A 23,600-nucleotide genomic window follows, 5' to 3' on the forward strand; every position below is an offset into this window, starting at 1 on the left:
TGCAAGAGAAGAGATGATGACCAAGGTTCGCCCACGCTCCCTGCTGCAGGTGGTATTGATGGGATTTGTGCTGGTGTTGATGCCGCTGGGCGGCATGATCTGGCACAACAGCACCTCCCTTGCCCACCTCAGTCAGCTCACCAGCGACGAGATGGAGCGGGCGGTCAAGGATACCCGCCGCGCCACCCTGCTGACGGCGCAAGCCATCGATATCGAACGCACCTTGCGCCGTTTCGCGGTGCTGGGGGATCGCCGCAGTCTCACCAGCTACCAGCAGCAACTCGATGGTTATCGGGTGTTGCTGGCGGAGCACCGCAACTCCATCACCGATGGCCAGCTCTATAGCGGTCTCGATCAGGGGCTGGCCTGGCTCGACAGCCTGCAGGATGCCGCGTTGGCCCGGGCGGCGGTAGCGGGGGACAAGCTGGAGCAGTTCAACGATGCCAACAAGCAGCTCGAAATAGTCACCCGCAGCCGGGTTGACGAACACATGGATCGGGTGCAGCTCACCATTGCCGGACTGACCAGTGAGCTCTGGTGGGTGAGCGGAGCAGTGGCGGCGCTCAGCCTGCTGATGGTCTTTATCTTCACCTACCTCATCATCCACCCGGTACGACAGATTGAGTCGCGCATCTTGAGTCTGGGTGCCGGGGTCGAACCCGATCCCAAGCCGGTTGACGGCCCTGCCGAGCTGGTATTGCTGGGGGAGCGGATCGTCTGGCTGCACGACAAACTCAAGGAGCTGGAGCTGCAGAAATACCAGTTCCTGCGCCATGTATCCCACGAGCTCAAGACCCCGCTGGCGGTGCTGCGGGAAGGGACGGATCTGCTCTGCGAGCAGCTGGTCGGGCCTTTGACGCCGGATCAGCTGGAGATCTGCCAGATGCTCGATGAGAACAGTCGGCGCCTGCAGACCCTGATCGAGCGGCTGCTCGACTTCAACCGGCTCAGTCAGCAGGAGGCCTTCGAACTGGAGCCCGTCCCCCTGCTGCCGATGTTGTCGGAACTTTCTGCCGAGTACCGGCTGGCATTGGAGTCCAAGCAGATCCGTGTACACTTGCCGACCGTGCCGGTTACCCTGTGGGCGGAGCCCTACCGGCTACGACTGATCCTCGATAACCTCTTCTCCAACGCCGTCAGTTACGGCGCCAGCGGGGGCAATATCTGGATCAGGGCAGGGCAGGATGAACAGATAAGCTGGCTGGAAGTGGCCAACGAGGGGCCCAAGATCCCCGTGGCCGATCAGCAACGCATTTTTGAACCCTTCGAGCAGGGCAGCACTGTGCGGCAAGGTCTCTTGAAAGGCTCGGGCATGGGCCTCTCCATCGCCCGCGAGTCTGCCAACAGCCTGGGGGGGGAACTGGTTCTGGTAGAGGATGAACAGGCTGATGTCTGTTTCAGGTTGACGTTGAAATGAGGACTATGAAGATACAACGCGTATTTCCAGCTCTGATGGCAGGGCTGCTCGCGGGTTGCTCCTTGCTGCCGCAACAGGCAGAGCGGGAGTCCTCCGATATCGCTTTTGCCAAGCGGATGGAGTTTGCCAACAAGGAGATGCAGGTGCGTCTGCAATACTCCGACTGGCTGCTGGCCAGTCACCCCCAGCAACGGGTGCAGGAGCGTCAGCGTCTGAAAGGGGCCGACGATCTGGAGAGCCGGGTCAGTCTGGCCATGGTGGACTCCCACCCCGCCGAATCTGTGGCTAATCGCACCGCCGGTCTGGCGCGCCTGAAGCAGATGTTGCCCGAACTGGGTCTCGATGCGCAGGCCTTTTTACGTAGCTGGATCGCCCTCGGCGAGCAGCTGCTGGCCCGCGACAGCCGTCGTGATGACCAGAGTCAGGAGATCCAGCGGCTGCGCCGCCAGATCGAGCAGCTGACCGCTATCGACGACCAGCTCAACCAGCGCAAGCTGAACGAGAATCGTGAGGTAATACCATGAGCCGGATCCTGTTGGTGGATGACGACGTCAGCCTGCTCAAACTGATGAGCATGCGGCTGCGCAGTCAGGGTTATGAAGTGGATACCGCCGACAGTGCGGAAGGGGCCCTCGACCGGTTGCGTCAGCAACGGGCCGATCTGGTGCTGAGCGATCTGCGGATGGCCGGCATGGACGGTCTGGCGCTGTTCGAGCGGATCCAGGCCCAGTGGCTGGGGTTGCCGGTGATCATCATGACCGCCCACGGCACCATCCCGGACGCCATTCAGGCGACCCGCTCCGGGGTCTTCAGCTTTCTGACCAAACCCATCAACAAGGATGAGCTGTTCGCCACCATCGAACATGCGTTGAGTCTGACGCGGCCGAAACAGCAGCAGGAGTGGCAGTCGCTGATCCTGACCCGCAATCCCCAGCTGGAGCAGCTGCTGATCCAGGCCCACAGCATTGCGACCATGGAGGTGCCGGTGCTGATCATGGGGCCGTCAGGCTCCGGCAAGGGGGCGATGGCGCAGGCGCTGCATCAGGCCAGCCAGCGGCGCGACAAGCCGCTCCATACCATCAACTGTGCCGCCATTCCGTGGGCGTCACTCGACTTGCAGCTGTTTGGTGAAGATGGCCAGTCAGGGTTGTTCGAGCAGGCCAAGGGGGCGACCCTGTTTCTCGACGAGATTGGCAGCCTCTCCGAATCCCTGCAGGCCAAGCTGCTGCAGGTGATGGAGGAGTATGGTCAGGGCACGCCGGAGGTGCGGGTGCTCAGCTCCAGCCATCAGGATCTGGTCAAGGCGATGGAGGAGGGGCGTTTTCGGGAAGATCTCTTCTACCGTCTCAACGTTGCCAATATCACCCTGCCATCCCTCAGTGCTCGCAGCGAGGATATCCCCCTGCTGGCCCGTCAGGCGCTCGACGATTACCGCAGCCGCCACAGTGACTGCGCCGCCATGGGTTTTTCGCCCGAATCGCTGGCGATGCTGGCGGCCGCTGCCTGGCCCGGCAACGTGCGCCAGCTCTGCAACGTGGTGGAGCAGCTCGCCAGCCTCTGTTGCAGCCCGGTGATCGGGGTCTCCATGGTGGAGTCCGCCCTGAGCGGCGGTGGCGGCGGCATCCCCTCGTTCAACGAGGCGCGGGCCGAATTCGAGAAGGAGTATCTGATCCGTTTGCTGCGCACCACCGAGGGCAATGTGACCCTGGCGGCCAACATGGCGGGCAGAAACCGTACCGATTTTTACAAGTTATTGAATCGGCACGGTATCGAAGCTGCAAACTTCAAATCGAAGGGATAAATCAGGCGGGATCAACTACCGCCGGAGCGGCGTCAGCTTTCTGGGTTTTATGGGAGAGCCAGAGGCCGCTCGCCTTCATCAGGTAACCGAACAAGGCGCCAATGATGAGGGAGGGCAGGATCAGCCGCCACTCGCCAGCCGCCCCGAAGGTGGCACAGCAACCGGCAAAGGTGCCGGGAATGTAGCCGAGCCACTGCTGCTTGGCCTGTACGCACATCAGGGTGGCGACTACCCCCGTCATCACATAACCCGCCACGCCCGCCCCCCACAGGCTGTCGCCATGGATCAGCAGCAGTGCCCACAGCATGCCGCTGGCGTTGCAGAAGATGGTCTGCAGCAGCGCCTTGTAGCCACCGCTTGACGCGAAATAGCTGGTGCAGCCGAGAAAGCCAACCCAGGAGATAAGGCCGAACGCGACGGCAATCCAGCCCCAGACGGCGGAGAGAATTCCAGTGGTGATGGCGATGGCGATCAGTGGGCTCATGGGGGGCGACTCTTCAGTTGGCTTCGCAAAATGGGCAGCCTACCCCCGGCAATCGGGGCGGCAAGCGGGGGCCGAATTGTGTGTGATCTTCATCACTCTTTTCAACTCAGGAATACGCTTGCGCTCGCGAAAAAAATTCATTGGTGACCGGCCTGACAGTCGGCCATAGTTAGAGGCCCTGTCCTGCTCATGGAGTGAGTCTGATGGCGCCAAATGTGATCGTTCCCCTGCTGGTGTTCGTAGTCCTGTTTCTGGTCGGCACCATGGCCAAGGCACTGCCCCTGCACCACATGATGTAAATTTGTGTGAAATAAAAATCTGCCGGGGCGGGTCTTATCCATACTGCCTCACTCAGCCCCGGGAGTTTTTCATGTTGATCAAGCGTCGTACCGCCCACCCCCTCACCGAACAGGATGTCACCCCGGAAGCCGTCTATCAGGACCGCCGCCTTATTCTCAAAGGGCTGGGTCTGGGCGCGGCCACCCTGGCGTTTCCCACTCATGCCGGTGTGCTCGATCTGCTGCGCGGTAAAGAGGATGCTCCCCAGTTAGCCACCAAACCGATCAACAGCAAGCCTGCCGAGCGCCCGGCCAATCTGGTGCTGACACCGGAAGAGAAGGCCACCAGTTACAACAACTTCTATGAGCTCGGCACCGACAAGTCCGACCCGGCTCGCAACGGCCATTACCTCAAGCCCGAACCCTGGACCCTCAAGGTGGAGGGGGAGGTGGCCAAGCCCTTTACCCTTGATGTGTGGGATCTTATCAACAAGAGCGAGCTGGAGGAGCGGATCTACCGGCTGCGCTGTGTCGAAGCCTGGTCCATGGTGCTGCCCTGGAACGGCATCTCGCTGGCGGAGATTATCCGCCGTGCCGAGCCCACCAGTCGTGCCAAGTTTGTCGCCTTCGAAACCCTGTTTGATCCGAAACAGCTGCCGGGGCAGGCCTCCAGTCTGGGGGGCGGCATCGAGTATCCCTATGTGGAGGGGCTGCGTATCGACGAGGCGATGCATCCTCTCTCTTTCCTTGCGATGGGGCTCTATGGCAAGACCCTGCCCGCCCAGAATGGCGCGCCGATCCGCTTGGTGGTGCCGTGGAAGTACGGCTTCAAGAGCATCAAGAGCATCGTCTCGATCCGGCTGGTGGAGGAGATGCCGCCGACCACCTGGAACCTGCTGGCTCCCAACGAATATGGCTTCTACGCCAACGTCAATCCGCAGGTGGATCACCCGCGCTGGAGTCAGGCCAGCGAGCGTTTCATCGGCGAAGGCGGAGTGTTTGGCGCCAAGCGTCAGCCGACCCTGATGTTCAACGGCTATGGTGATGAAGTCGCCTCGCTCTATCAGGGGATGGATCTGCGCCAATGGTATTGAGATTGAAACCGGCCCATATCAGCGGCTTGCGGGTGCTGGTGCATCTGGGCTCTCTCGGCTTCCTGCTCTGGCTGGGGTTTGCCATTCCGGCAGGCCTGCTGGGGGGCGATCCGGTGCCCGAGCTTATCCACTACCTCGGCAAGGGGGCGCTCAACCTGCTGCTGCTCACCCTGCTGGTGTCACCGCTGGCCAAGCGCTGGCGGCACGGGCAGCTCATCAAGCTGCGCCGCCCCCTCGGGCTCTGGTGTTTTGCCTGGGCGCTGCTCCACTTCATGGCGTGGCTGGGGTTGGATCTGCAGTTTGACTGGGGGCTGATTGGCGGCGAGCTGGTCAAGCGCAGCTACATAGTGGTGGGGATGGTGGCATTGCTGCTGCTGGCCGCCCTAAGCATCACTTCGCTGCCCGCATTGCAGCGCCGCATGGGCGCCGCATGGCAGAAGCTGCACAACTGGGTCTATGTCATCGCCTTGCTGGTGCCGGTGCACTACTGGTGGTCGCTCAAGAGCGGTTGGGGGGAGCCCCTCATCTACCTGCTGCTGGCCTGCGCCCTGCTCTGGCCGAGGCGGGAGAAGCTGCTGCGCCCCATGCGGGGACGCTGGAATGCAAAAGAGGCCTAATCGGCCTCTTGTTGTTTGATCTCGCCAGTGTAGGCATCGACGATGAGATGCACCTTCTGATCCTGGCGATTGAGGGTTTTGACCTCGAATTTGTCCCCTTCCAGCTCCACTTCCCGAATGTCGTGATACCCTTGCGCCAGCAGGAGTTTGACCAGCCCGGCCATGTCGAGACGGCTCTGGGCCGCCCAGCTTGTGGCACTCAACAGGCAAAGGATCAGCAGGAAACTGCGCGGGATCATATTCATTCCGGATTCATGGCTGGCAGACTATAAACGCCATTATGTTAGGTTTTTGGAGATGAATCATCCATGAATAGAGCGCTCCCTCTGCTTGGGTTATTGCTGCCGTTGCTGGCACAGGCGGTCACGCCTGATGAAGCCCAGCTGCAGCAAGCTGTCCATGAGGGACGGGTTCGGCCCTTCCATGAAATGATGGAGGTGGCGGCCAGATTGCCGGTGCGGGTGTTGCGGGTGGATCTGGGGGAAGAGGATGGTATCTGGCTCTATGAACTGCGAGTCATCGATCGGGAGAATAGCGTGATCAAGGTGGCCTATCGGGCTGACAACCTTGAGCTGGTGTGGGCCAAGGGCCACCATCTGGAGCGGTTGTTCGAACCGCCAAAGCCCCCGGTCGAGGATGATGAATAACCCCTGTGTGGAAGCCTGTTCATGCGAATTCTGATTGTTGAAGACGAAAAAATTCTGGCTGGCCAGCTGGCCGAACAGCTGCGCCTATCCGGCTTTGTCACCGACCTCTGCCACGATGGCAACGAGGCCGGTTTTCTCGGAGAGACAGAACCTTACGATGCCATCATTCTCGACCTCGGCTTGCCTGGTCGGGATGGCCTGAGCGTGCTGAAGGAGTGGCGCAGCAAGGGGATCGATACCCCGGTGCTGGTGCTGACCGCCCGCGGCCAGCTGCACGAGAAGATCGAGGGGCTCAACGCCGGTGCCGATGACTACCTTACCAAGCCGTTCCAGGTGGCCGAGCTGGTGGCGCGGGTCCATGCACTGGTGCGCCGGGCGGCGGGCAACGCCAGCTCCATTCTGGAGATCGGCGGGGTGCGGCTCGACATGGCGGCGTCGCAGGTGTGGTACGAAGGGACCCCCATCAAGCTGACCGCCCACGAGTTCCGAGTGCTGGGTTACCTGATGCAGCATCGGGGCAAGGTGGTATCACGCAGCGAGCTGATCGACCACATCTATGCTCAGGATTTTGACCGTGACTCCAATACCGTGGAGGTGTTCATCGGCCGGATCCGCAAGAAAACCAACCCCGATCTGATTGAGACAGTGCGCGGCCTCGGGTACCGGATCAACGAATGAGGCTGGTCAGAACCCTGCGGGGGCGGCTGGTCGCCATCGCGCTGGTGTGGTGCGGGCTGTTTCTGTTCGCCACCGGTTTCAGCCTGCAGACTATGATGCGCAACTACTGGCAGGAGGCGGAGGCCGACGGTCTGCGCCTGCAGCTCTATGATCTGCTCTCCCGGCTGGAAGTGGCCAAAACCGGCCTGCCGGTGGTCACCGGCTCCCTCTCCGATCCCCGTTTCAATCAACCCTACTCCGGCTACTACTGGCAGCTGGAGTTGGGCCGCGATGTGGTGGGGCGCTCCCGTTCCCTGTGGGATACCAATCTGAAGAGCGACGGCCTCAAGTCCGCCTTTGGCGATCCCGACCTCTTCGTCGGCAAGGGGCCCAACAAGGAGCCGCTGCTGATCATGACCCGTACCGTGCTGCTGCCCGGTTCGGATCGGGTCTTCACTCTGGTGATGGCCAAGGACAGCAGTGCCCTGACCCAGACCCTCAACAAGACCCGCATCAGCCTCTTCCTCGGCCTCGGCTTTGCCGCCGCCGGCCTGGTGCTCGGCTTCATGTTCCAGATCGTCTACGGCTTGCGGCCGCTGCACCTGCTGCGCCGCGAACTGGGGCGGGTTCACGAGGGCCATCAGGAGGGCTTCCGGCTGCGCTATCCGCTGGAGATCCAGCCGCTGGTGGAGGATATCAACCGGCTGCTGCACCACTACGGCGAGCTGCTGCAGCGGGCGCGATCCCACACCGGCAATCTGGCCCACGCCCTCAAGACGCCGCTCAGCATCATGCGCAATCAGGTGGCTCAATTGCCGCCGGAGGATCAGGCCGCCATCGGCGAGCAGCTCGACCAGATCCAGCGCCATATCGACTACCACCTCGGCAAGGCGCGGGTGACCGGCGCCGCCAAGATCCTCGGGGTCTCGACCCCGGTGCGGGCGCGGGTAGAGTATATCTGCCGCGCCTTCTCCCGCCTCTATCCGGGCAAGACGGTGGATCTGCAAGTGCCCGCCAATCTGGCGGTCGGGGTGGAGGAGCAGGATTTCGACGAGATGGTGGGCAATTTGCTGGAGAACGCCTTCAAGTGGTCAGCCAGCGAGCTGCGTATCTCCAGCGCCGAGCTGGGGGGCTGGATCACCCTGCGTATCGAGGATGACGGCCCCGGCATGAGCGAGGATCAGATCGCCAAGGCGGTGCTGCGCGGGGTGCGGCTCGACGAGAAGGTGCCGGGTTCCGGTCTCGGTCTCAACATCGTATCCGATCTGGCGGAAGCCTATCGAGGCAGCTTTATTATGGGCCGCGCCGAACTGGGCGGGCTGGCCGCCTCCCTCTCGTTGCCCAAGGTGGCAAGGGTCGAGAGCTAGGCATAAGATATGGCATTTGTTTTAGCCTGAGGAAGAGAACCATGACCGACGATCCGTGGGCCCTGTGCCATCTTGACGATTCATTCGATGCCTCTGTACTGGGGGTCAAGGGCGCCCAGATCCAGTGGTTTGAAGATCGGGATGGCCTGATTGCCTATCTGCTGGAAGATTATGTCGATCTGCTGGCCGATGTGGGCGAGCTGGACGAGGAGCAGACTGAACAGGCGCGTGAGCGCTTCACCCTGCTGGTGGAGCAGAGCTTTGACGATCGCACCCTGATGGATGCTATCAACGATCTCGCCTCCGGCTTGCGCCGCATCGCCTGGTTGGGGCCACTCTCGGAGCTGGCGGAGATCAGCGACGACTTTGCTTCCGGTCTGCGCCGTTACTTCTGGAGCCAGTACGATGGCGATGAAGATGACCCGGACGCCTGGGTGCCGGAAGAGCTGTGGCCGCAGCTGGTGGAGTGCGCGCAGGAGTATATGGAAGAGGGGGATTTTTAAATCTGTCCGGACTATGTGTGCTCTTTGGCAGACAGATAAAGAAACGGCGCCTTGATGGCGCCGTTTTTATTGGGTGGCAATCGCCTTAGCCGTTGGCCGGTACCGCGTGGGCGGTGTTGGCCAGCACAGGTCCTGTGTACTTCTCGATCTGCAACTGGGCCATGTGGCCGCAGTTGCCCTGTGCCAGACTGGACGAGCCTTCGTCGAAGGTGAGGCAGTTGACGTTGCCGTTCTTGCAGATGCTGCCCGCTTCGCCCGGCTTGGCCGGGTCATACCAGGCCCCTTCGCAGATCCGCACCACCCCTTGGCGCACATCCTCGGAGAGCAGGGCGCCCACCAAAATCTGGCCGCGCTCGTTGAAGGCGCGCACCAGATCCCCCTGGGCGATACCACGAGCCTTGGCATCCAGCGGATGGAGCATGATCGCCTCGCGGTCGGCGATGGCGAACTTGTCCCGCAGCGGGGTGTTGTCGAGCTGGGAGTGCAGTCGCTGGGTCGGGTGGGAGGTGTTGAGGGACAGCGGATAGCGCGCCGCCACCTCGCTTTTCACCCACTCCTTGGGCTCATACCACTTGGGATGGCCGGCGCAGTCGGCGTAACCCATCCCCGCCACCGTGTTGGAGAAGATCTCGATCTTGCCGGACGGGGTACCGAGCGGGTTGAGCAGCGGGTTCTCGCGAAAATCGGCGTGACGGATCCACTGGCGGTTGGCCTCGGGGATCGGGAAGCGAATGTAGTTGTTGGACTCCCAGAACATGTTGAACGGCGGCAGCGCCACGCGGGCGCCGCGGGCCTGCGCCGCCATGCCGTCGTACATCTGCTTGAGCCACAGCATCTCGTCCTTCCCTTCGGTGTACTGCTCCTGCACGCCCAGCTTGGCGGCGATGGCGCTGAAGATGTCGAAGTCATTGCGGGACTCGTGCTGGGGCGGGACGCACTGGTGCATCGGGAACACATAGCGCTGGGAGTAGTCGCCACCCATCTCCAGATCGTTGCGCTCGTAGCTGGTGGTGACCGGCAGCACGATATCGGCGTGCTTGGCGGTGGCGGTCCAGTAGGGCTCGTGCACGATCACGGTCTGCGGCTTGCGCCACGCTTGCAGCAGGTTGTTGGTGTCCTGATGGTGGTGGAAGGGGTTGCCGCCCGCCACGTAGACCAGCTTGATGTCCGGATAGGTCACCTTACGGCCGTTGAAGTCGATGGTCTTGCCCGGGTTGGCGAGACAGTCGGCGATGCGGGCCACCGGGATCGGTGCCGGGCTGTTCTTCGGCGCGTTGCCGGCGGAGATACCGGCCAGAATGCCACCCTTGGCGGTGGGGCTGCCACCGGAGGAGTAGTGGTAGCTGAAGCCGTAGCCGCCGCCCGGCAGGCCGATCTGGCCCAGCATGGAGGCCAGAGTCACCAGCATCCAGTTCGGCTGTTCGCCGTGCTGCTGACGCTGCATGCCCCAACCGGCCATGATCATGGTGCGCTTGGCGGCCATGTCGAGAGCCAGCTGGCGGATCACCTTGGCATCGACGCCGCAGACTGTGCTCGCCCATTCGGCGCTCTTCGGTTGGCCGTCATCCTTGCCGAGCAGGTAGTTCAGGAACTTGTCGAAGCCGACGGTGTAGCGATCGAGGAAGGCCTGATCGTGCTTCTTCTCGCTGTAGAGGGTGTGGGCCACACCCAGCATCATGGCTACGTCGGTGTAGGCGTTCGGGGCAATCCACTCGGCGCCGACCAGCTTGGCGGTCTCGTTGTAGACCGGATCGATGCTGATGATGCGGGTGCCTTTCTCTTTCAGCGCCTTGAAGCCGGCCTGACCTTCGTGATCCGGCATGTTCCAGCTGTTCTTCAGGGTGACCTGAGCATTGACCCCCCACAGCACCACCAGTTCGGCGTTCTCCACCACGTTGGGCCAGGCGGTCTGCTGCTCGTACACCTCGATGGAGCCCATCACATGGGACATGATCACCTGAGCCGCACCGGTGGAGTAGTCACCGGCATAACCGGTGAAGCCGCCGGAGAGGTTCATCAGGCGGTGCAGCAGGGTGCGGCTGTTGTGGAACATGCCGACACTCTTCCAGCCGTAGGATCCGGCGTGGATCGCCTGCGGGCCGAAGTCACTCTGCACGCGCTGGATTTCACCGGCCACCAGTTCGATCGCCTTGTCCCAGCTCACTCGCACCCACTCGTCGGCACCGCGCAGCTCGGGTTTGGCGCCCGGGCCATGCTCCAGCCAGCTCTTGCGTACCATGGGGTATTTGATGCGGTTCTTGGCGTGCACCTGGAACGGCGCCATGTCGATGAGATCGTTCGGCGCCGGATCATCGGCCACCGGCTGGACGCGCACCATGCGACCATCTTCGACGATCGCCTCGAAAGCACCCCAGTGGGCGCCGGTCAGAATGCCCTTCTGGGCGGGCACCAGAGTCGGGAACTGACTCAATGCGGTGCTGATGGCTTGTGCCAGCGCACTCTTGGGAAAAATGCCGCCGAGCAGGGGCAGGGCTGCGCAGGCGCCGAGCCCCTTGAGCAGGTTGCGGCGGGACAGATTGGTCTTCTTGTCATTGAAAAAAGTCATAACGGTTATCCTCTGTGCCAGCCTTAGTGGGCCGCGCTCATGTCACTGGCGTGTTTCTGGACATACTGGGTCAACATGCGAGCCTGTTCCGGGGTCAGGGAGGTACGAGATTCCATCCCCTTGATGACGCCGATCCACTGGTTGGCATTGAAGTGATCCAGCGCGGTGAGGCCGTGGCAGCCGGTACAGTTGTTGGACATCAGGGTGGAGGCGTATTGCCACAGCTTGCCCTGATCGCCGATGAGCTGGCTCTGGTCGACCCAGGCGGTCAGCTTGACCTGATGCCAGGTGAGGTTGGTGGCGCTGTCGGTTTCGCTCTGGCCGGTGACCAGCGCTTTCTTGGCGGCATCGCCGACCAGTACGCTGAGGATCCGTTTGCCCGGTGCGGCGTAGAATACTTCGCTCACACCATCCTGTTGCCAGCCTTCGATCTGCACCTTGGCGCGGCCGTTTTCGTTGGCCAGCACTTCCACCTTGGTGGAGGGCATCAGGGTGCCTTCGTCGGTCTTGGCGGCGGCATCGAGGAACAGCGGGGTGGTGGCGATGGCGTAGCGGGTGGTGACGTTGGCCGGAGTCTGGGCCGCAGCCTGCGCCAGCTCGCTGGCACCGGCGGCAGCCAGGCCGCTCATGTCAGGCATGATGTGGGCGACACCGCGGTGGCAGTCGATACAGGTCTGGCCCTCCTTGATGGCGACCGGGTGCTCGGCGCGGGCATTGGGGCGCTGGGCCAGAATGTCCATCGCCTCGTAGCTGTGGCAGCTGCGGCAGGTGGCGGAGTCGTTGGCTTTCAGCTCGTCCCAGACGGACTGGGCCATCCGCAGCTTGTGGGCTTCATACTTTTCCGGGGTATCCAGGGTGCCGATCGCCTCGTGATAGATATCCTTCACGGCGCGGATCTTGGTCCACAGGTAGGAGGTGGGGTCGCCCGGGATGTGGCAGTCGGCGCACTCGGCGCGGATCCCCTTGGTGTTCTGGAAGTGGACACTGCCCTGATACTCGGCGAGCGGAGTCTGCATGGAGTGGCAGGAGACGCAGAATTCGGTGGAGCTGGTCTTGTGCAGCACGGTCACGGTGACACCCAGTGCCGCGACACCCAGCAGGGCCCCGAGCAGCAGGAGCCAGAACCAGGTTTTTCTTATCAGTTTTCCAATCATGGCGGCGTTTTCCTACGGTCAATAATTACCTACATAGTACTAGTCCAATAGTAGTAGTAATGATAGGGATAAGGCGTTGACCTCCATCATGGTTTATATTTTTGATTGTTGTCACATTTTGTCTTTTATTTTGTTATTGATATATTTGTCGAATTAAATTCAGTTGTTTTCTGTTTTATCTATTTGTGCACTTTCCGCGACAGCTGTTAGCCCCCTCGCAAAACCCCACAAGATTCGCTGATATAGTGAGCAGTGAGCCTCAACGGAGTGTCGCTGATTAGCCCTTTCTCACTGCTGTGTGTCGCCGCCAACGTGCAACTGCTGGCCGAATTCGAACAGGAGTTGGCTCCGCTGCTCGGCCATTTCGCGCTGGTGGTGGTGGTCGGTCAGGGGTCGGCTGAGCTGGCCTTGGACGAACTGGATCGCAAGGGGCAGCCACCCGCCGTGGTGGTGTGTGACAGCGAGCTGGGGGATGGGCGAGGGGCCGATTTTCTGATCCGCCTCGGCAGTCGTCACGAGGCGTGCCGCAAGATCCTGCTCGGCAACCAGCCGGAGATGAAATCGATCATCGAGGCGGTCAACCTCGGTCGTCTCGACTACTACCTGCAACGCCCCTGGCGCGATGGCAGCCTGCGCCGGGCGGTGATCGAGCAGGCGAGCCACTTTGTATTGCAACGTCCCGATGCGGATCTGCTGAGCTATGCCGCCGTGCTCGACAACCAGAAGCTGCTGCGAGCCCACGTCGATCGCCAGTTGGCTGCCTATCGGCAGGGCTTTATGGATTACACCCACTGCAGCGATGAAGAACTCTCCCGGGTGGTGATCGACGGCCTCTATCAGTTTTTCGAGGGTAATGACGAGGAGCGGGTCTGCCGCCACTACAGTCCGGGCCATGTGCTGACCCGCGAGGGGGAGCCCAACAGCTTCCTCTGGTTTATCGCCAAGGGGGAGGTGGTGCTGCGCAAGCGGGACGAGCAGGGGGTCGATCAGGAGGTGGTGCACTACCGTACCGGCTCGCTGGTGGGGGGAATGTCCTTCGTGACTGGCGAACCCGCCTTCACCACCGGGGTGACTCTGACCGGTGCCGAGGTGATCAAGCTCGACAAGCTGCAATTCTCCCGGGTGATGCAGGCGCGCAGCGAACTGCTCCCCTCCTTTACCAACCTGCTGCTGCGCCACTTCAACCGTCGCCTACAAAACAGCATCCGTACCGAGATGCGGCTGCAACAGACCCTCAACTCCCTCGATGCTGCTCACGCCCAGCTGGTGGAGAGCGAAAAGATGGCGATGCTGGGTCAGCTGGTGGCCGGTGTAGCCCACGAGCTGAACAACCCGGTGGCGGCCATTATCCGTGGCAGCGAGACCCTGCGGGCCGCCATCCCTGACCTGGTCAATCTCGAACTGCCTGCCCCCATCAAGGGTCTGGGCAACCAGACCCTCTGTCAGGCGCTCTCCTCCCAGCCGGTCTCGACCCGCGAGATCCGTGACAAGACCCGGCAGGCAGAGGGGCGCTTTGGTGATCGCCAGCAGGCGCGGCTGGCGGTGCAGATGAATCTGGATGACGAGCTTAACTGGCAGCGCTGGTTTGCCAGCCGCACTGCCGACGAGCGGGAGGCGCTGCTCTCCCGGCTGGAGCTGTTCCAGCAGACCGGCAGCTTCCTGCGCAACATCGAGGTGTGTGCCCGTCGCATCGGCGATCTGGTCAAGAGCCTCAAGCAGTATGCCCGGCAGGATCGGGACGAGCCCTCGCTGGTAGACCTGCACGAGGGGCTGGAAGATACCCTGATGATTTTCGAAAACCGCCTCAAGCATCATGAGCTCTGCAAGGAGTACCAGCCGTTGCCGCTGGTGCGCTGTCACCCTATCGCCCTGCAACAGGTGTGGACCAACCTGATCGCCAACAGTCTGGATGCCATGAGCGGCCCGGGGCGGCTCACCATCCGCACCGGATTGCTGGATCCCGAGTGGGTCATGGTAGAGATCGAGGATAGCGGTTGCGGCATCGAGCCCGAACTGTGGCAGCGGATCTTCGATCTCAACTTCACCACCAAGCGGGAGGGACATTTCGGCCTCGGGATTGGTCTGAGCGTTTCGCTGCAGATAGTGCAGCAGCACCACGGCCGGATAGAGGTGGCCTCCGAACCGGGCCGTTACACCCGGATGCGGGTCTGTCTGCCGCTGGACGGCATGGGGCAGGCCGGTTACGGGGGCGAACCTCATCACAACAAGGAGCATGCGGCCTGAGCCGTGGCCAGCATCAATCGCGCGGCGTGCCAAACCATGTCGCCAAGGAGGAGCAATGAACAAACACTATCTGATCCTTTGTGTGGACGATGAGCGGGAGGTGCTGGATGCGGTGATCCACGATCTCGCCCCGTTCCGTTCCCACTTCGAACTGGAAGCCGCCGAGAGCGTCGATGAGGCGCGTGCGGTGGTGGAGGAGTGGGAGCGCGACGGCAACAAGCTGGCGCTGATCCTTTGTGACCACATCATGCCGGGAACCCTGGGGGTCGATTTTCTGGTAGAGCTGAACCGGCGAGCCTCCACCCGGGCCAGCCGCAAATTGCTGCTGACCGGACAAGCCGGGCTGGAGGCCACCGTTGAAGCGGTCAATCGCGGCGGGTTGCACTACTACCTTGCCAAGCCGTGGAAGCTGGAGACCCTGCAAGAGGCGGTGCGCGAACAGCTGACCGACTACCTGCTGGCGGAAGATGGCGAAAATGCCTTCCACTATGCGCCGCTGCTCAATCAGGCGCGGCTGTTTGCCGCCATCCACGATCACCCGTTTGACGAATAGGGGCAGTTGGGCTTTCGCGGTGGCAGTTGTATACTGTCTGCATATACAGTATTGCAGGTAGCCACCGATGCGACTCTTTATCGCCGAGAAGCCCACGCTGGGCCGCGCCATTGCCGATGCCCTGCCCAAGCCCCACAAGAAGGGCGACGGTTTTATCGAAACAGCCCAGGGGGATGTGGTCACCTGGTGCATCGGCCATCTGCTGGAGCAGGCCGAGCCCGATGTCTATGACGCCGCCTTCAAGCAGTGGCGGATGGAGCATCTCCCCATCATCCCCGCCCAGTGGCAGCTGGTGGCCAAGCCCAAGACCAAAACCCAGCTCACCGTCATCAAGCGGCTGATCAAGCAGGCCGACTGCGTGGTCAACGCCGGTGACCCAGACAGGGAAGGGCAACTGCTGGTGGACGAGGTGATCGACTTTCTCGGCTACCCGAAAACCAAGCCGGTGCAGCGTTGTCTCATCAGCGATCTCAACCCGCCCGCGGTGCGCCGCGCCCTCGACAAGCTCAGAGACAACAAGGAGTTCGTGCCGCTGGCGGTTTCCGCACTGGCCCGCAGTCGGGCTGACTGGCTCTATGGCATCAACATGACCCGCGCCTACACCCTGCTCGGACGCAAGGCGGGTTGCAGTGAGCTGCTCTCGGTTGGCCGGGTGCAGACCCCGCTGCTGGGGCTGGTGGTGCGGCGGGATCTCGAGATCGAGGCCTTCGTGCCCAAACCCTTCTACGAGGTGCTGGCCCATCTGCTGACCGAGGGCAACGAGCGCTTCACCGCCAAGTGGCTGCCATCGGAAGCCTGTCTGCCCTGGCAGGACGAGGAGGGGCGGGTGCTCAACCGGGCGCTGGCCGACAAGGTGGTGAGCCGGATCAACGGCCAGCCTGCGCAAGTCGAATCGGTGGAGGAGCAGGCCCGCAAGCAGGCGGCGCCGCTGCCCTACAACCTCTCCAGCCTGCAGATCGATGCCGCCAAGCGCTTCGGCATGGATGCCAAGCGGGTGCTCGACATCTGCCAAAGCCTCTACGAGCGTCACAAGCTCATCACCTATCCGCGCTCCGACAGCCGTTATCTGCCGACCGACCATTTCAAGCGGGCCGAGCAGGTGCGCGGCGCCATCGCCGCCACAGCGCCTGCGCTGGCCAAGGCGGTGAGCGAGGCAGACGGCAAGATCCGCAGCAAGGCGTGGAACGATAGCAAGGTGGATGCCCACCACGCCATCATCCCCACCGAGAAGCAGGGCAACCCCGCCACGCTGGGGGCCGACGAGGCAAAGCTCTATGGCCTGATTGCCCGACAGTATCTGCTGCAGTTCTATCCCCCGTTCGAATACAACGACAGCAAGGTGCTGCTGCGCATCGCCGGTGGCCTGTTTCAGGCCAAGGCGCGGCGAATCCTCAAGGCGGGCTGGAAGGCGCTGCTCGGGGTGGAGGAGGATGACGACGAAGAGAAGGCGGGCACGCTGCCTGCCCTGAAAGAGGGAGAGCAACTGCTCTGCGAGCGGGGCGAACTGCAGGAGAAAATGACCCAGCCGCCCAAGTCGTTCACCGATGCCACCCTGCTGGCGGCCATGACCGGCATCGCCCGCTATGTGCAGGATCCCGAGATCCGCAAGACCCTGCGCGACACCGATGGGCTCGGCACAGAAGCGACCCGGGCCGGTATCATTGACCTGCTGTTCAAGCGCCGCTTTCTGGTGCGTCAGGGCAAGAGCATCAAGGCGACCCCGACCGGACGGGCGCTGGTTCAGGCGTTGCCCGCGACAGCTACCACGCCGGATATGACGGCGCTGTGGGAGCAGAGCCTCGGCCAGATCGCCGAGCGCCACGGCAGCTACCAGCAGTTTATGGGGCCGCTCACCGAGCAGCTCAACGGCCTGATCGAGGGGGCGCGGCAGGACTCCGGCGCCAGCTTCAGCGCCCTGCCCAAGGAGGTGCCGGGCACCAGCAAGCGGCGTTTTACCTGGCGCAAGAGTCCGGCAACCAGCACGACTGGCGGGCCCCTACCGCGCAAGACGGCCAGCAAACGCCAGACCAGGGCTGCATAACGAAAAAAGGCGCCCATCCTGGGCGCCAAAGGCATTGTTGTCAGGCTGCCTGAGTGGACAAGCTGGCACGGATCCTGTGCTGGTAGTGCAGAATCACACCGAGAAACACCAGATCCTTGAACAGGAAGAACTCGGTGACTGGCACGCCATCAACCACTTTCCAGACACCTGTCAGAGTCAGCAGGAAGCTCAGCGTCGCCAGGAAGGTGACGATAGCCCCCATGCTGCTCCAGTAACCGATGCGAGGTTGCCACAGACCCACGACCAGTCCGATGGCGATCACTATCTCGACCACCCCGATCAGGTTCGATACGCTCTGTTCCGACAGGGGGCCATAGAGCCAGCTCATCAAGGGGTGGCTCGCTACCAGTGGTTTGATGGCGGCTGCCTCTGTCGGGGTAAACTTGAAGACGCCGATCCAGAGCAGGGTCAATACCACGCCCGCCAGAGCGACCAGAAAGCCTTTGTCATGTTGCTGCATGGGGGCTCCTTGTTTAAGGGGTCAGAGTGACGGGCGGGAAGTCGATCTCGGTCGCCGCCAGGTGGTTGCCATAGTTGGTCAGGGTATTGACCACCACCTGGCCGAGCACCTCCAGCAGCAGCTCGTCATCTACGCCTGCGGCCCGGGCGCTAGCAAGCTGCTCGTCACTGATCACCCCGCGCTGGTTGACCAGCGCTGTTGCCAGTTGCAGCAGGGCGTGATCAAGGGGAGCCGAGGCCTGGCCGAGTCGGGCAGCCCGGATCTCCTGTGCCGAGAATCCAGCCTTGCCCGCGAGCAGTGTGTGGGCAGACAAACAGTATTGGCAGGCGTTGGCTTGACCTATGGCCAGTGCCAGCAACTCCCGTTGTGGGGCAGTGAGACGCCCCTTGCCAAGAGCCTCGGCAAAGGCCAGGAAGCCATTGAGCAGGGCTGGCGAGTGGGCCAGGGTGGCGTAGAGGTTGGGCACCATGCCCAGATTGCGTTGCAGGGTGGCCAGGGTCTGGGCGGCTGCGGGTTGCGGCTGGGATACGGGTTGGATACGGCTCATGATCTTCTCCTGTGGTAGTGAAGGTACGGGAGACAGTGTGCCGTCATTCGTGATACGGTTTATCACTCATCGTCTGCAAATAAATACTATTCGTCTCAAATATGGATCCGCTCTCTGCCCTGTTGGTTCATGCCTCCCCCGAAGCCAAGATCTTCTTCGCCGGCAACCTGTGCCAGAACTCCTCCAGTGATGATTATCCGAGTGGCGGACATCTTCATCTGCTGCGCAGCGGTGCCGTCATGCTGCGTGAAGAGGGGGGCGCCAGCTTGCTGCTCGAGGAGCCGACCCTGATCCTGTTCCCTCGGGGACGTCCTCACAAGCTTGAACCCAGAACGCTGGGGGGGTGTGATTTGGTGTGCGCCAATGTCGTATTCGGCAAGGGGGGCGCATCGCCGTTGCAACTGGCATTACCGGGCTCGCTGGTGCTGCCGCTACGTGAGTTGCCTGTCCTGACGCCGGTGCTGAGTCAGCTGTTTGACGAGGCGTTTCACCCCCGCTACGGGCAGGATCCGCTGATCTCCCGCTTGCTGGAGGTACTGTTGATCCTGCTGCTGCGTCATCTGGTCGAGCAAGGGGTGTGTCAGCAGGGGATGCTGGCAGGTATTTCCGATCCCCAGTTGGCCAAGGCGATCTCGGTGATGCATCAGCGTGGGGATGAACCCTGGACGGTGGCCACGCTGGCGCGGGAGGCCGGCATGTCGCGGGCCCGCTTTGCCGCGAGGTTTCAGGAGCGGGTCGGTCAAGCGCCGCTGGGTTATCTGACCCGCTGGCGCATGGCGCGCGCCTGCCAGCAACTGCTGGTGGGGGAGCCTATGGCGCAGGTGGCGCTGGGTGCGGGATACAGCAGCAGTGTTGCCTTTGGTAGGGCATTCGAGCGGGAGCTGGGGGTGAGCCCGGGGCGCTGGCTCAAGGCGCAGCAACAAGCCGAATAAAAAAACGGGGCAGCCAGTGGCTGCCCCGTGTTCATGGCTGGTCAGCCGGTATAGACGTTCTCTTCCGGATAACGGATGCGGGTCTCGACCGGGCGGGCCAGCATAAAGGCCAGGGTCAGCGGGCCGAGACGGCCGCAGATCATCACCAGTACCAGGATCAGCTTGCCCGGCTCGCTCAGGGAGGCTGTGATGCCGGTAGAGAGGCCGACGGTGGCAAATGCCGAGATGGTCTCGAACATGATTTTGTCGAACGGCAGATCCTCGGTCACCATCAGCAGGAACATCGCCAGCATCAGCACCATGGTGCTGACGATGATGATGGCCAGCGAGCGTGTCACGATCTGGGGCGACAGGGTGCGGCCAAAAGCGGTGACATGGGGCCGTTTGGTCAGAAATGCCTTGGTCGCCAGCAGCACGACTGCGAAGGTGGTGACTTTGATACCACCACCGGTCGAGGTGGCACCGGCACCGATAAACATCAACATCATCAGGAACAGCAACGCCGCCGGGGTCATCAGCCCGATATCTATGGTATTGAAACCGGCGGTACGGGCACTGGCAGACTGGAAGAAGGCAGCCAGCAGCTGGCCACCGACACCGGCCTTGCCGAGGGTGCCGGGGTTGTTGTGTTCCAGCAGCCAGAACATCAGGGTACCGGCCAGCAGCAGGGCCGGGGTCATCAGCAGCATCAGCTTGCTGTGCAGCTTCAGCTTGCGCCAGCGGCGGTTGCGCACCAGATCGACGATGACGGTAAAGCCGATCCCCCCCAGGATCAGCAGACCGGCGATGGTCAGGCTGATGATGGGGTCGTCCCTATAGTCCATCAGGTTGTTGGCAAACAGCGAAAACCCGGCGTTGTTGAAGGCCGATACTGCGTGGAAGAAGCTGACATAGAGGCCGTGCACCCACCCCATCTCGGGCACCCAGCGGATCGCCATGATGCCGGTGCCGATCAGTTGGGCAATAAAGGCGAACAGCACGATCCGTTTGACCAGCTGAATGATGTTGACCGAGCCTTCCTGTCCCAGCGCCTCCTTGGCCAGTACCTGCTGGCGCAGACCGACCCGCTTGCTGAAGATGGCGATCAGCAGCAGGGTCATGGTCATCTGGCCCAGACCGCCGATCTCCATCAGCATCAGCAGGAAAATCTGCCCCTGCAGGGTGAAGGCGGTGCCGGTATCCACCACGCCAAGACCTGTCACGCTGATGGCCGAGGTGGCGGTAAACAGGGCGTTGACGAAGGTAACCTCGCCATTGTGGCTGGAGGGTTGCACCAGAAAGATGGTGCCAATCAGCAGAATGATCAGAAAGCTGCCGAGGATCAGCCGGGCTTCGCTCCAGCGAGAGTCCTGCTCCCGATGGAGGGCGAAGGCGTAGCTGCTGCGCCAGTTGATCATAGAGTTTCGAGCCAGTGGTCGATAGCGTGCTTGTTGCCCGCCAGGATCAGGATGTCGCCCAGTTGCAGCTCCATCTTGCCGGTCAGTACGTTGTGCAGCACATCACCACGCTTGATGGCGAGCAGCTGGAAATCGCTCTGTTGCAGCAGGTGGAAGTCGCCCAGTTCCCGGCCATTCTGTTGCAGGCCAATCACGAACTCGGTCAGCACCATGTCGTGGCCCAGCTCCAGATAGTCGAACAGCCGGTTGTCCAGCATGCTCTGGGCGACCCGGCGGCCCATGTCCCACTCCGGGTTGATCACCTTGTCGGCGCCCACTTTCTGCAGGATCTTGGCGTGGAACTTGTCGCGTGCCTTGACCCACACCTTCTTCACGCCTGCCTCTTTCAAGACGAGGGTAGTGAGGATGCTGGTCTCCAGGTTGTCACCGATGGCAACGAAGACGATATCGAAATTGGCCAGTCCCAGCTCGGCCACGGTGGCCTCATCGGTGGCATCCGCCACGATCACGTGATTGCAGAGGGCGGCGATTTGCCGGGTCTTGCTCTCGTCGATATCGATGGCCAGTACTTCGGCATCTTGCCGTTGCAGCTCTTCGCACAGCGCGCTGCCAAACAGGCCCAGGCCGATGACGGCAAACTGGTTGTTCATGAGTTATTCCTCAGCAGTTGAAGTCGCCTACTCTAAACCACTGCTATTCCCCCGAAAAGGGCTCGGGTTTTTCGTCATGGTGCAACTTGAGGTAGACTGCGCCCTTGCACCAAGCCGGGATAGACCGATGAAACTGAATGCCAACGCCTCCTTGTTGAAGCTCAACACCCTTGCCCTCGATGCGTATTGCCTCTGGCTGGCCGAGGTGGAGCAGGTTGCCGATCTGGCGACCCTGCGTGCCGATCCGCAGCTCAACCAGCTGCCGCGCCTCAATCTGGGCGGCGGCAGCAACATGCTCTTCACCACCGATTTTCTCGGTCTGGTGGTGCTCAACCGGCTCAAGGGGATTACCGCTGAAGATGGTGGCGATCACTGGTTGCTCCATGTGGCGGCCGGTGAAGATTGGCATCAGCTGGTGCGCCATACCTTGCAACAGGGCTGGTTCGGGCTGGAGAATCTGGCGCTTATTCCCGGCACGGTCGGTGCGGCGCCGGTGCAGAACATCGGTGCGTATGGCGTTGAGCTGGCCGACTTCTGCGCCTATGTCGAGGCGTTCAACTGGCAGAGTGGCGAGATTGAACGGATCGTGGCGGCAGAGTGCCGCTTCGGTTATCGCGACAGCATCTTCAAACACGAGTATCAGGATTCTCACCTGATCACCGCCGTCGGACTCAAACTGCCCAAGGCGTGGCAACCGGTGCTGGGCTATGGCCCGCTGGCAGCCCTCGGTGACGCGCCTTCGGCGCAGGCCATCTTCGATACCGTCTGTGCCACCCGCATGGCCAAGCTGCCGGATCCCGCCGTACTCGGCAATGCCGGCAGCTTCTTCAAAAATCCGGTGGTGCCTGCCGCGCTGGCGGAGTCGCTCAAGTCGCGCTACCCGCAGATGCCCTGCTATCCGGCTGGAGAAGGGCAGGCCAAGCTGGCGGCGGGCTGGCTCATCGATCAGTGCGGTCTGAAAGGTTTCGCCATTGGCCGTGCTGCTGTTCATCAGGAGCAGGCGCTGGTGCTGGTCAATCTGGGGGGCGCCAGTGCCATGGAGCTGATCGCGCTGGCGGCTCATGTCCGTGACAGCGTGGAGCAGACGTTTGGCGTGGTGCTGGAGCACGAGGTGCGTTTTATGGGTGCGCACGGTGAAACCTGGCTCGACGAGGTGCTCTCATGACCCTTACTCCCATCAGACAGACCCTGATCACTCTGCTTAGCGACGGCCAGTTTCACTCCGGCGAACAGCTGGGTGAGCAGCTCGGCATCAGCCGGGCTGCGGTAAGCAAACACATGGCGGCGCTCAAGGAGCTGGGGCTGGATCTCTTTAGCCTGACCGGCAAAGGCTACCGGTTGGCGGTACCGATGGCGCTCTATGATCAGGCTACCTTGCAGGTACTGGCCCCGATGGCGCCGGTGCACTGTTTTCCTGTCATCGGCTCGACCAACCAACACCTGCTGGATCGGGTCAATGAGCTGCGCTCCGGCGAGAGTTGTCTGGCCGAGTGTCAGACAGCTGGGCGCGGTCGTCGTGGCAAACCCTGGATTTCGCCGTTCGGTTGCCAGCTGATCCTCAGCATGTACTGGCGACTAGAACAAGGCATGGCGGCGGCCATGGGGCTCAGTCTGGCGGTCGGCGTGGCAGTGGTTGAAGCGCTGGAGTCCCTTGGTTATCAGGGGGTCGAGCTCAAGTGGCCGAACGACCTCTACTATCAGGGCCGCAAGCTGGCGGGCATTCTGGTAGAGATGAGCGGTAGCGCCGGGGCCAGCTGTCATCTGGTGATCGGCATCGGTCTCAATCTGGCGATGCCTGCCCGCGAAGGTGAGAAGATCGATCAGGCCTGGGCCGAGCTGCGCCACATCAATCCCGAGCTGGTCGATCGCAATCAGTTGGCAGCCCGGATGATCGTCCATTTGCAGCGGGCGCTGCACACCTTTGAGCAGCAGGGGCTGGCAAGCTTTGTCGATGAGTGGAACCGGCTCGATCACTTTGCCGGTCGCCCGGTGCGCCTGCTGATGGGGGATCAGGAGATCCGCGGCATCGCTCGTGGCATCGACGATCGCGGCGCCCTGCGACTGGAGACAGGTGAAGGGATCAAATTCTATCTAGGGGGCGAGCTCTCCCTGCGTCGGGGCGACTGAGGGCCTGCAAGGCCACTCATGATGCCAAACAGAAGAGGGGGCC

General features: G+C 62.0%; 23 protein-coding genes. 15 read left to right on the plus strand and 8 right to left on the minus strand.

Going from position 1 to position 23,600, the window contains the following annotated elements:
* Window positions 1-16: 16 nt before the first annotated feature.
* The 3 genes from ACTG2J_RS01240 to ACTG2J_RS01250 are packed head-to-tail and all read left to right on the plus strand — an operon-like array spanning window position 17 to window position 3,218.
* Complete coding sequence (locus ACTG2J_RS01240) at window positions 17-1,417, plus strand: sensor histidine kinase (protein WP_047440386.1); 1,401 nt, start codon at window positions 17-19, stop codon at window positions 1,415-1,417.
* On the plus strand, window positions 1,414-1,941 hold the full coding sequence (locus ACTG2J_RS01245) for a hypothetical protein (protein WP_005356347.1): 528 nt from the start codon (window positions 1,414-1,416) through the stop codon (window positions 1,939-1,941). The genes ACTG2J_RS01240 and ACTG2J_RS01245 overlap by 4 nt, the downstream gene beginning before the upstream one ends.
* A complete protein-coding gene (locus ACTG2J_RS01250; protein ID WP_005339807.1) occupies window positions 1,938-3,218 on the plus strand; it encodes a sigma 54-interacting transcriptional regulator in 1,281 nt (426 codons plus the stop codon). Before ACTG2J_RS01245 ends, ACTG2J_RS01250 begins: the two co-directional genes overlap by 4 nt.
* Window position 3,219: 1 nt before the next feature.
* On the opposite strand, the gene ACTG2J_RS01255 is transcribed toward ACTG2J_RS01250, so the two are convergent.
* Window positions 3,220-3,702: a DUF1097 domain-containing protein gene (locus ACTG2J_RS01255; protein WP_201990928.1), complete on the minus strand. Its 483-nt coding sequence runs from the start codon at window positions 3,700-3,702 to the stop codon at window positions 3,220-3,222.
* Between the two features lie 370 nt (window positions 3,703-4,072).
* Here ACTG2J_RS01255 and msrP point away from each other — a divergent pair, with 370 nt between their 5' ends.
* Window positions 4,073-5,074 carry a protein-methionine-sulfoxide reductase catalytic subunit MsrP gene (msrP, locus tag ACTG2J_RS01260; protein ID WP_201990929.1) on the plus strand — a complete coding sequence of 334 codons (1,002 nt, stop codon included), beginning with the start codon at window positions 4,073-4,075 and terminating at the stop codon, window positions 5,072-5,074.
* Window positions 5,065-5,691, plus strand: a complete 627-nt coding sequence (msrQ, locus tag ACTG2J_RS01265) for a protein-methionine-sulfoxide reductase heme-binding subunit MsrQ (RefSeq protein ID WP_201990930.1) — start codon at window positions 5,065-5,067, stop codon at window positions 5,689-5,691. The genes msrP and msrQ overlap by 10 nt, the downstream gene beginning before the upstream one ends.
* Here the strand turns inward: msrQ and ACTG2J_RS01270 are convergent.
* Window positions 5,688-5,936 carry a PepSY domain-containing protein gene (locus ACTG2J_RS01270; RefSeq protein WP_013724184.1) on the minus strand — a complete coding sequence of 83 codons (249 nt, stop codon included), beginning with the start codon at window positions 5,934-5,936 and terminating at the stop codon, window positions 5,688-5,690. The two genes, msrQ and ACTG2J_RS01270, sit on opposite strands and share 4 nt — an antisense overlap.
* A 63-nt stretch (window positions 5,937-5,999) precedes the next feature.
* Between ACTG2J_RS01270 and ACTG2J_RS01275 the strand changes: the two genes are divergently transcribed.
* From ACTG2J_RS01275 to ACTG2J_RS01290, 4 genes are read left to right on the plus strand one after another with little or no spacing between them, the layout of a single operon-like run.
* Entirely contained in the window at window positions 6,000-6,338 is a 339-nt protein-coding gene (locus ACTG2J_RS01275) for a PepSY domain-containing protein (protein ID WP_005341875.1), read from the plus strand.
* Between the two features lie 21 nt (window positions 6,339-6,359).
* The gene (locus tag ACTG2J_RS01280; RefSeq protein ID WP_005339826.1) at window positions 6,360-7,016 is read left to right on the plus strand and encodes a response regulator transcription factor; all 657 of its coding nucleotides are present in this window, start codon (window positions 6,360-6,362) and stop codon (window positions 7,014-7,016) included.
* Window positions 7,013-8,362 carry a sensor histidine kinase gene (locus ACTG2J_RS01285; RefSeq protein WP_005339828.1) on the plus strand — a complete coding sequence of 450 codons (1,350 nt, stop codon included), beginning with the start codon at window positions 7,013-7,015 and terminating at the stop codon, window positions 8,360-8,362. The genes ACTG2J_RS01280 and ACTG2J_RS01285 overlap by 4 nt, the downstream gene beginning before the upstream one ends.
* A gap of 41 nt (window positions 8,363-8,403) precedes the next feature.
* Window positions 8,404-8,865, plus strand: coding sequence for a hypothetical protein (locus ACTG2J_RS01290; RefSeq protein ID WP_005341871.1), 462 nt, complete (start codon window positions 8,404-8,406; stop codon window positions 8,863-8,865).
* 85 nt (window positions 8,866-8,950) lie between these two features.
* Here ACTG2J_RS01290 and torA read toward each other — a convergent pair whose 3' ends face one another.
* Window positions 8,951-11,431: a trimethylamine-N-oxide reductase TorA gene (gene torA, locus ACTG2J_RS01295; protein WP_439997097.1), complete on the minus strand. Its 2,481-nt coding sequence runs from the start codon at window positions 11,429-11,431 to the stop codon at window positions 8,951-8,953.
* Window positions 11,432-11,454: 23 nt separating this feature from the next.
* A complete protein-coding gene (locus tag ACTG2J_RS01300) occupies window positions 11,455-12,585 on the minus strand; it encodes a NapC/NirT family cytochrome c (RefSeq protein ID WP_005339847.1) in 1,131 nt (376 codons plus the stop codon).
* Window positions 12,586-12,852: 267 nt separating this feature from the next.
* Between ACTG2J_RS01300 and ACTG2J_RS01305 the strand changes: the two genes are divergently transcribed.
* The 3 genes from ACTG2J_RS01305 (at window position 12,853) to ACTG2J_RS01315 (ending at window position 17,423) form a co-directional block, all read left to right on the plus strand.
* Window positions 12,853-14,829 carry an ATP-binding protein gene (locus ACTG2J_RS01305; RefSeq protein WP_439997098.1) on the plus strand — a complete coding sequence of 659 codons (1,977 nt, stop codon included), beginning with the start codon at window positions 12,853-12,855 and terminating at the stop codon, window positions 14,827-14,829.
* 55 nt (window positions 14,830-14,884) lie between these two features.
* Window positions 14,885-15,382: a response regulator gene (locus ACTG2J_RS01310; RefSeq protein ID WP_005341867.1), complete on the plus strand. Its 498-nt coding sequence runs from the start codon at window positions 14,885-14,887 to the stop codon at window positions 15,380-15,382.
* Between the two features lie 67 nt (window positions 15,383-15,449).
* A complete protein-coding gene (locus ACTG2J_RS01315; protein WP_113740346.1) occupies window positions 15,450-17,423 on the plus strand; it encodes a DNA topoisomerase III in 1,974 nt (657 codons plus the stop codon).
* A 40-nt stretch (window positions 17,424-17,463) separates the two neighbouring features.
* Here ACTG2J_RS01315 and ACTG2J_RS01320 read toward each other — a convergent pair whose 3' ends face one another.
* Together ACTG2J_RS01320 and ACTG2J_RS01325 are read right to left on the minus strand one after the other, a co-directional pair.
* Complete coding sequence (locus ACTG2J_RS01320) at window positions 17,464-17,904, minus strand: DUF417 family protein (RefSeq protein ID WP_113740347.1); 441 nt, start codon at window positions 17,902-17,904, stop codon at window positions 17,464-17,466.
* A gap of 13 nt (window positions 17,905-17,917) precedes the next feature.
* Window positions 17,918-18,451 (minus strand): carboxymuconolactone decarboxylase family protein, encoded by a 534-nt coding sequence (locus ACTG2J_RS01325; RefSeq protein ID WP_043823097.1) that lies wholly within the window; start codon window positions 18,449-18,451, stop codon window positions 17,918-17,920.
* A gap of 101 nt (window positions 18,452-18,552) precedes the next feature.
* Between ACTG2J_RS01325 and ACTG2J_RS01330 the strand changes: the two genes are divergently transcribed.
* Window positions 18,553-19,383, plus strand: coding sequence for an AraC family transcriptional regulator (locus ACTG2J_RS01330; RefSeq protein WP_113740348.1), 831 nt, complete (start codon window positions 18,553-18,555; stop codon window positions 19,381-19,383).
* Between the two features lie 41 nt (window positions 19,384-19,424).
* Here ACTG2J_RS01330 and ACTG2J_RS01335 read toward each other — a convergent pair whose 3' ends face one another.
* Together ACTG2J_RS01335 and ACTG2J_RS01340 are read right to left on the minus strand one after the other, a co-directional pair.
* A complete protein-coding gene (locus ACTG2J_RS01335; RefSeq protein ID WP_042082855.1) occupies window positions 19,425-20,780 on the minus strand; it encodes a TrkH family potassium uptake protein in 1,356 nt (451 codons plus the stop codon).
* Window positions 20,777-21,430: a potassium channel family protein gene (locus tag ACTG2J_RS01340; RefSeq protein ID WP_005339863.1), complete on the minus strand. Its 654-nt coding sequence runs from the start codon at window positions 21,428-21,430 to the stop codon at window positions 20,777-20,779. The genes ACTG2J_RS01335 and ACTG2J_RS01340 overlap by 4 nt, the downstream gene beginning before the upstream one ends.
* Window positions 21,431-21,557: 127 nt before the next feature.
* Here ACTG2J_RS01340 and murB point away from each other — a divergent pair, with 127 nt between their 5' ends.
* Window positions 21,558-22,595, plus strand: a complete 1,038-nt coding sequence (gene murB, locus ACTG2J_RS01345; RefSeq protein ID WP_320545520.1) for a UDP-N-acetylmuramate dehydrogenase — start codon at window positions 21,558-21,560, stop codon at window positions 22,593-22,595.
* Window positions 22,592-23,557, plus strand: a complete 966-nt coding sequence (gene birA, locus ACTG2J_RS01350) for a bifunctional biotin--[acetyl-CoA-carboxylase] ligase/biotin operon repressor BirA (RefSeq protein ID WP_069555544.1) — start codon at window positions 22,592-22,594, stop codon at window positions 23,555-23,557. Before murB ends, birA begins: the two co-directional genes overlap by 4 nt.
* Window positions 23,558-23,600 lie beyond the last annotated feature (43 nt).

The organism is Aeromonas sp. 6P, assembly GCF_051919525.1.
In the GTDB taxonomy this organism is placed as follows: domain Bacteria; phylum Pseudomonadota; class Gammaproteobacteria; order Enterobacterales; family Aeromonadaceae; genus Aeromonas; species Aeromonas veronii.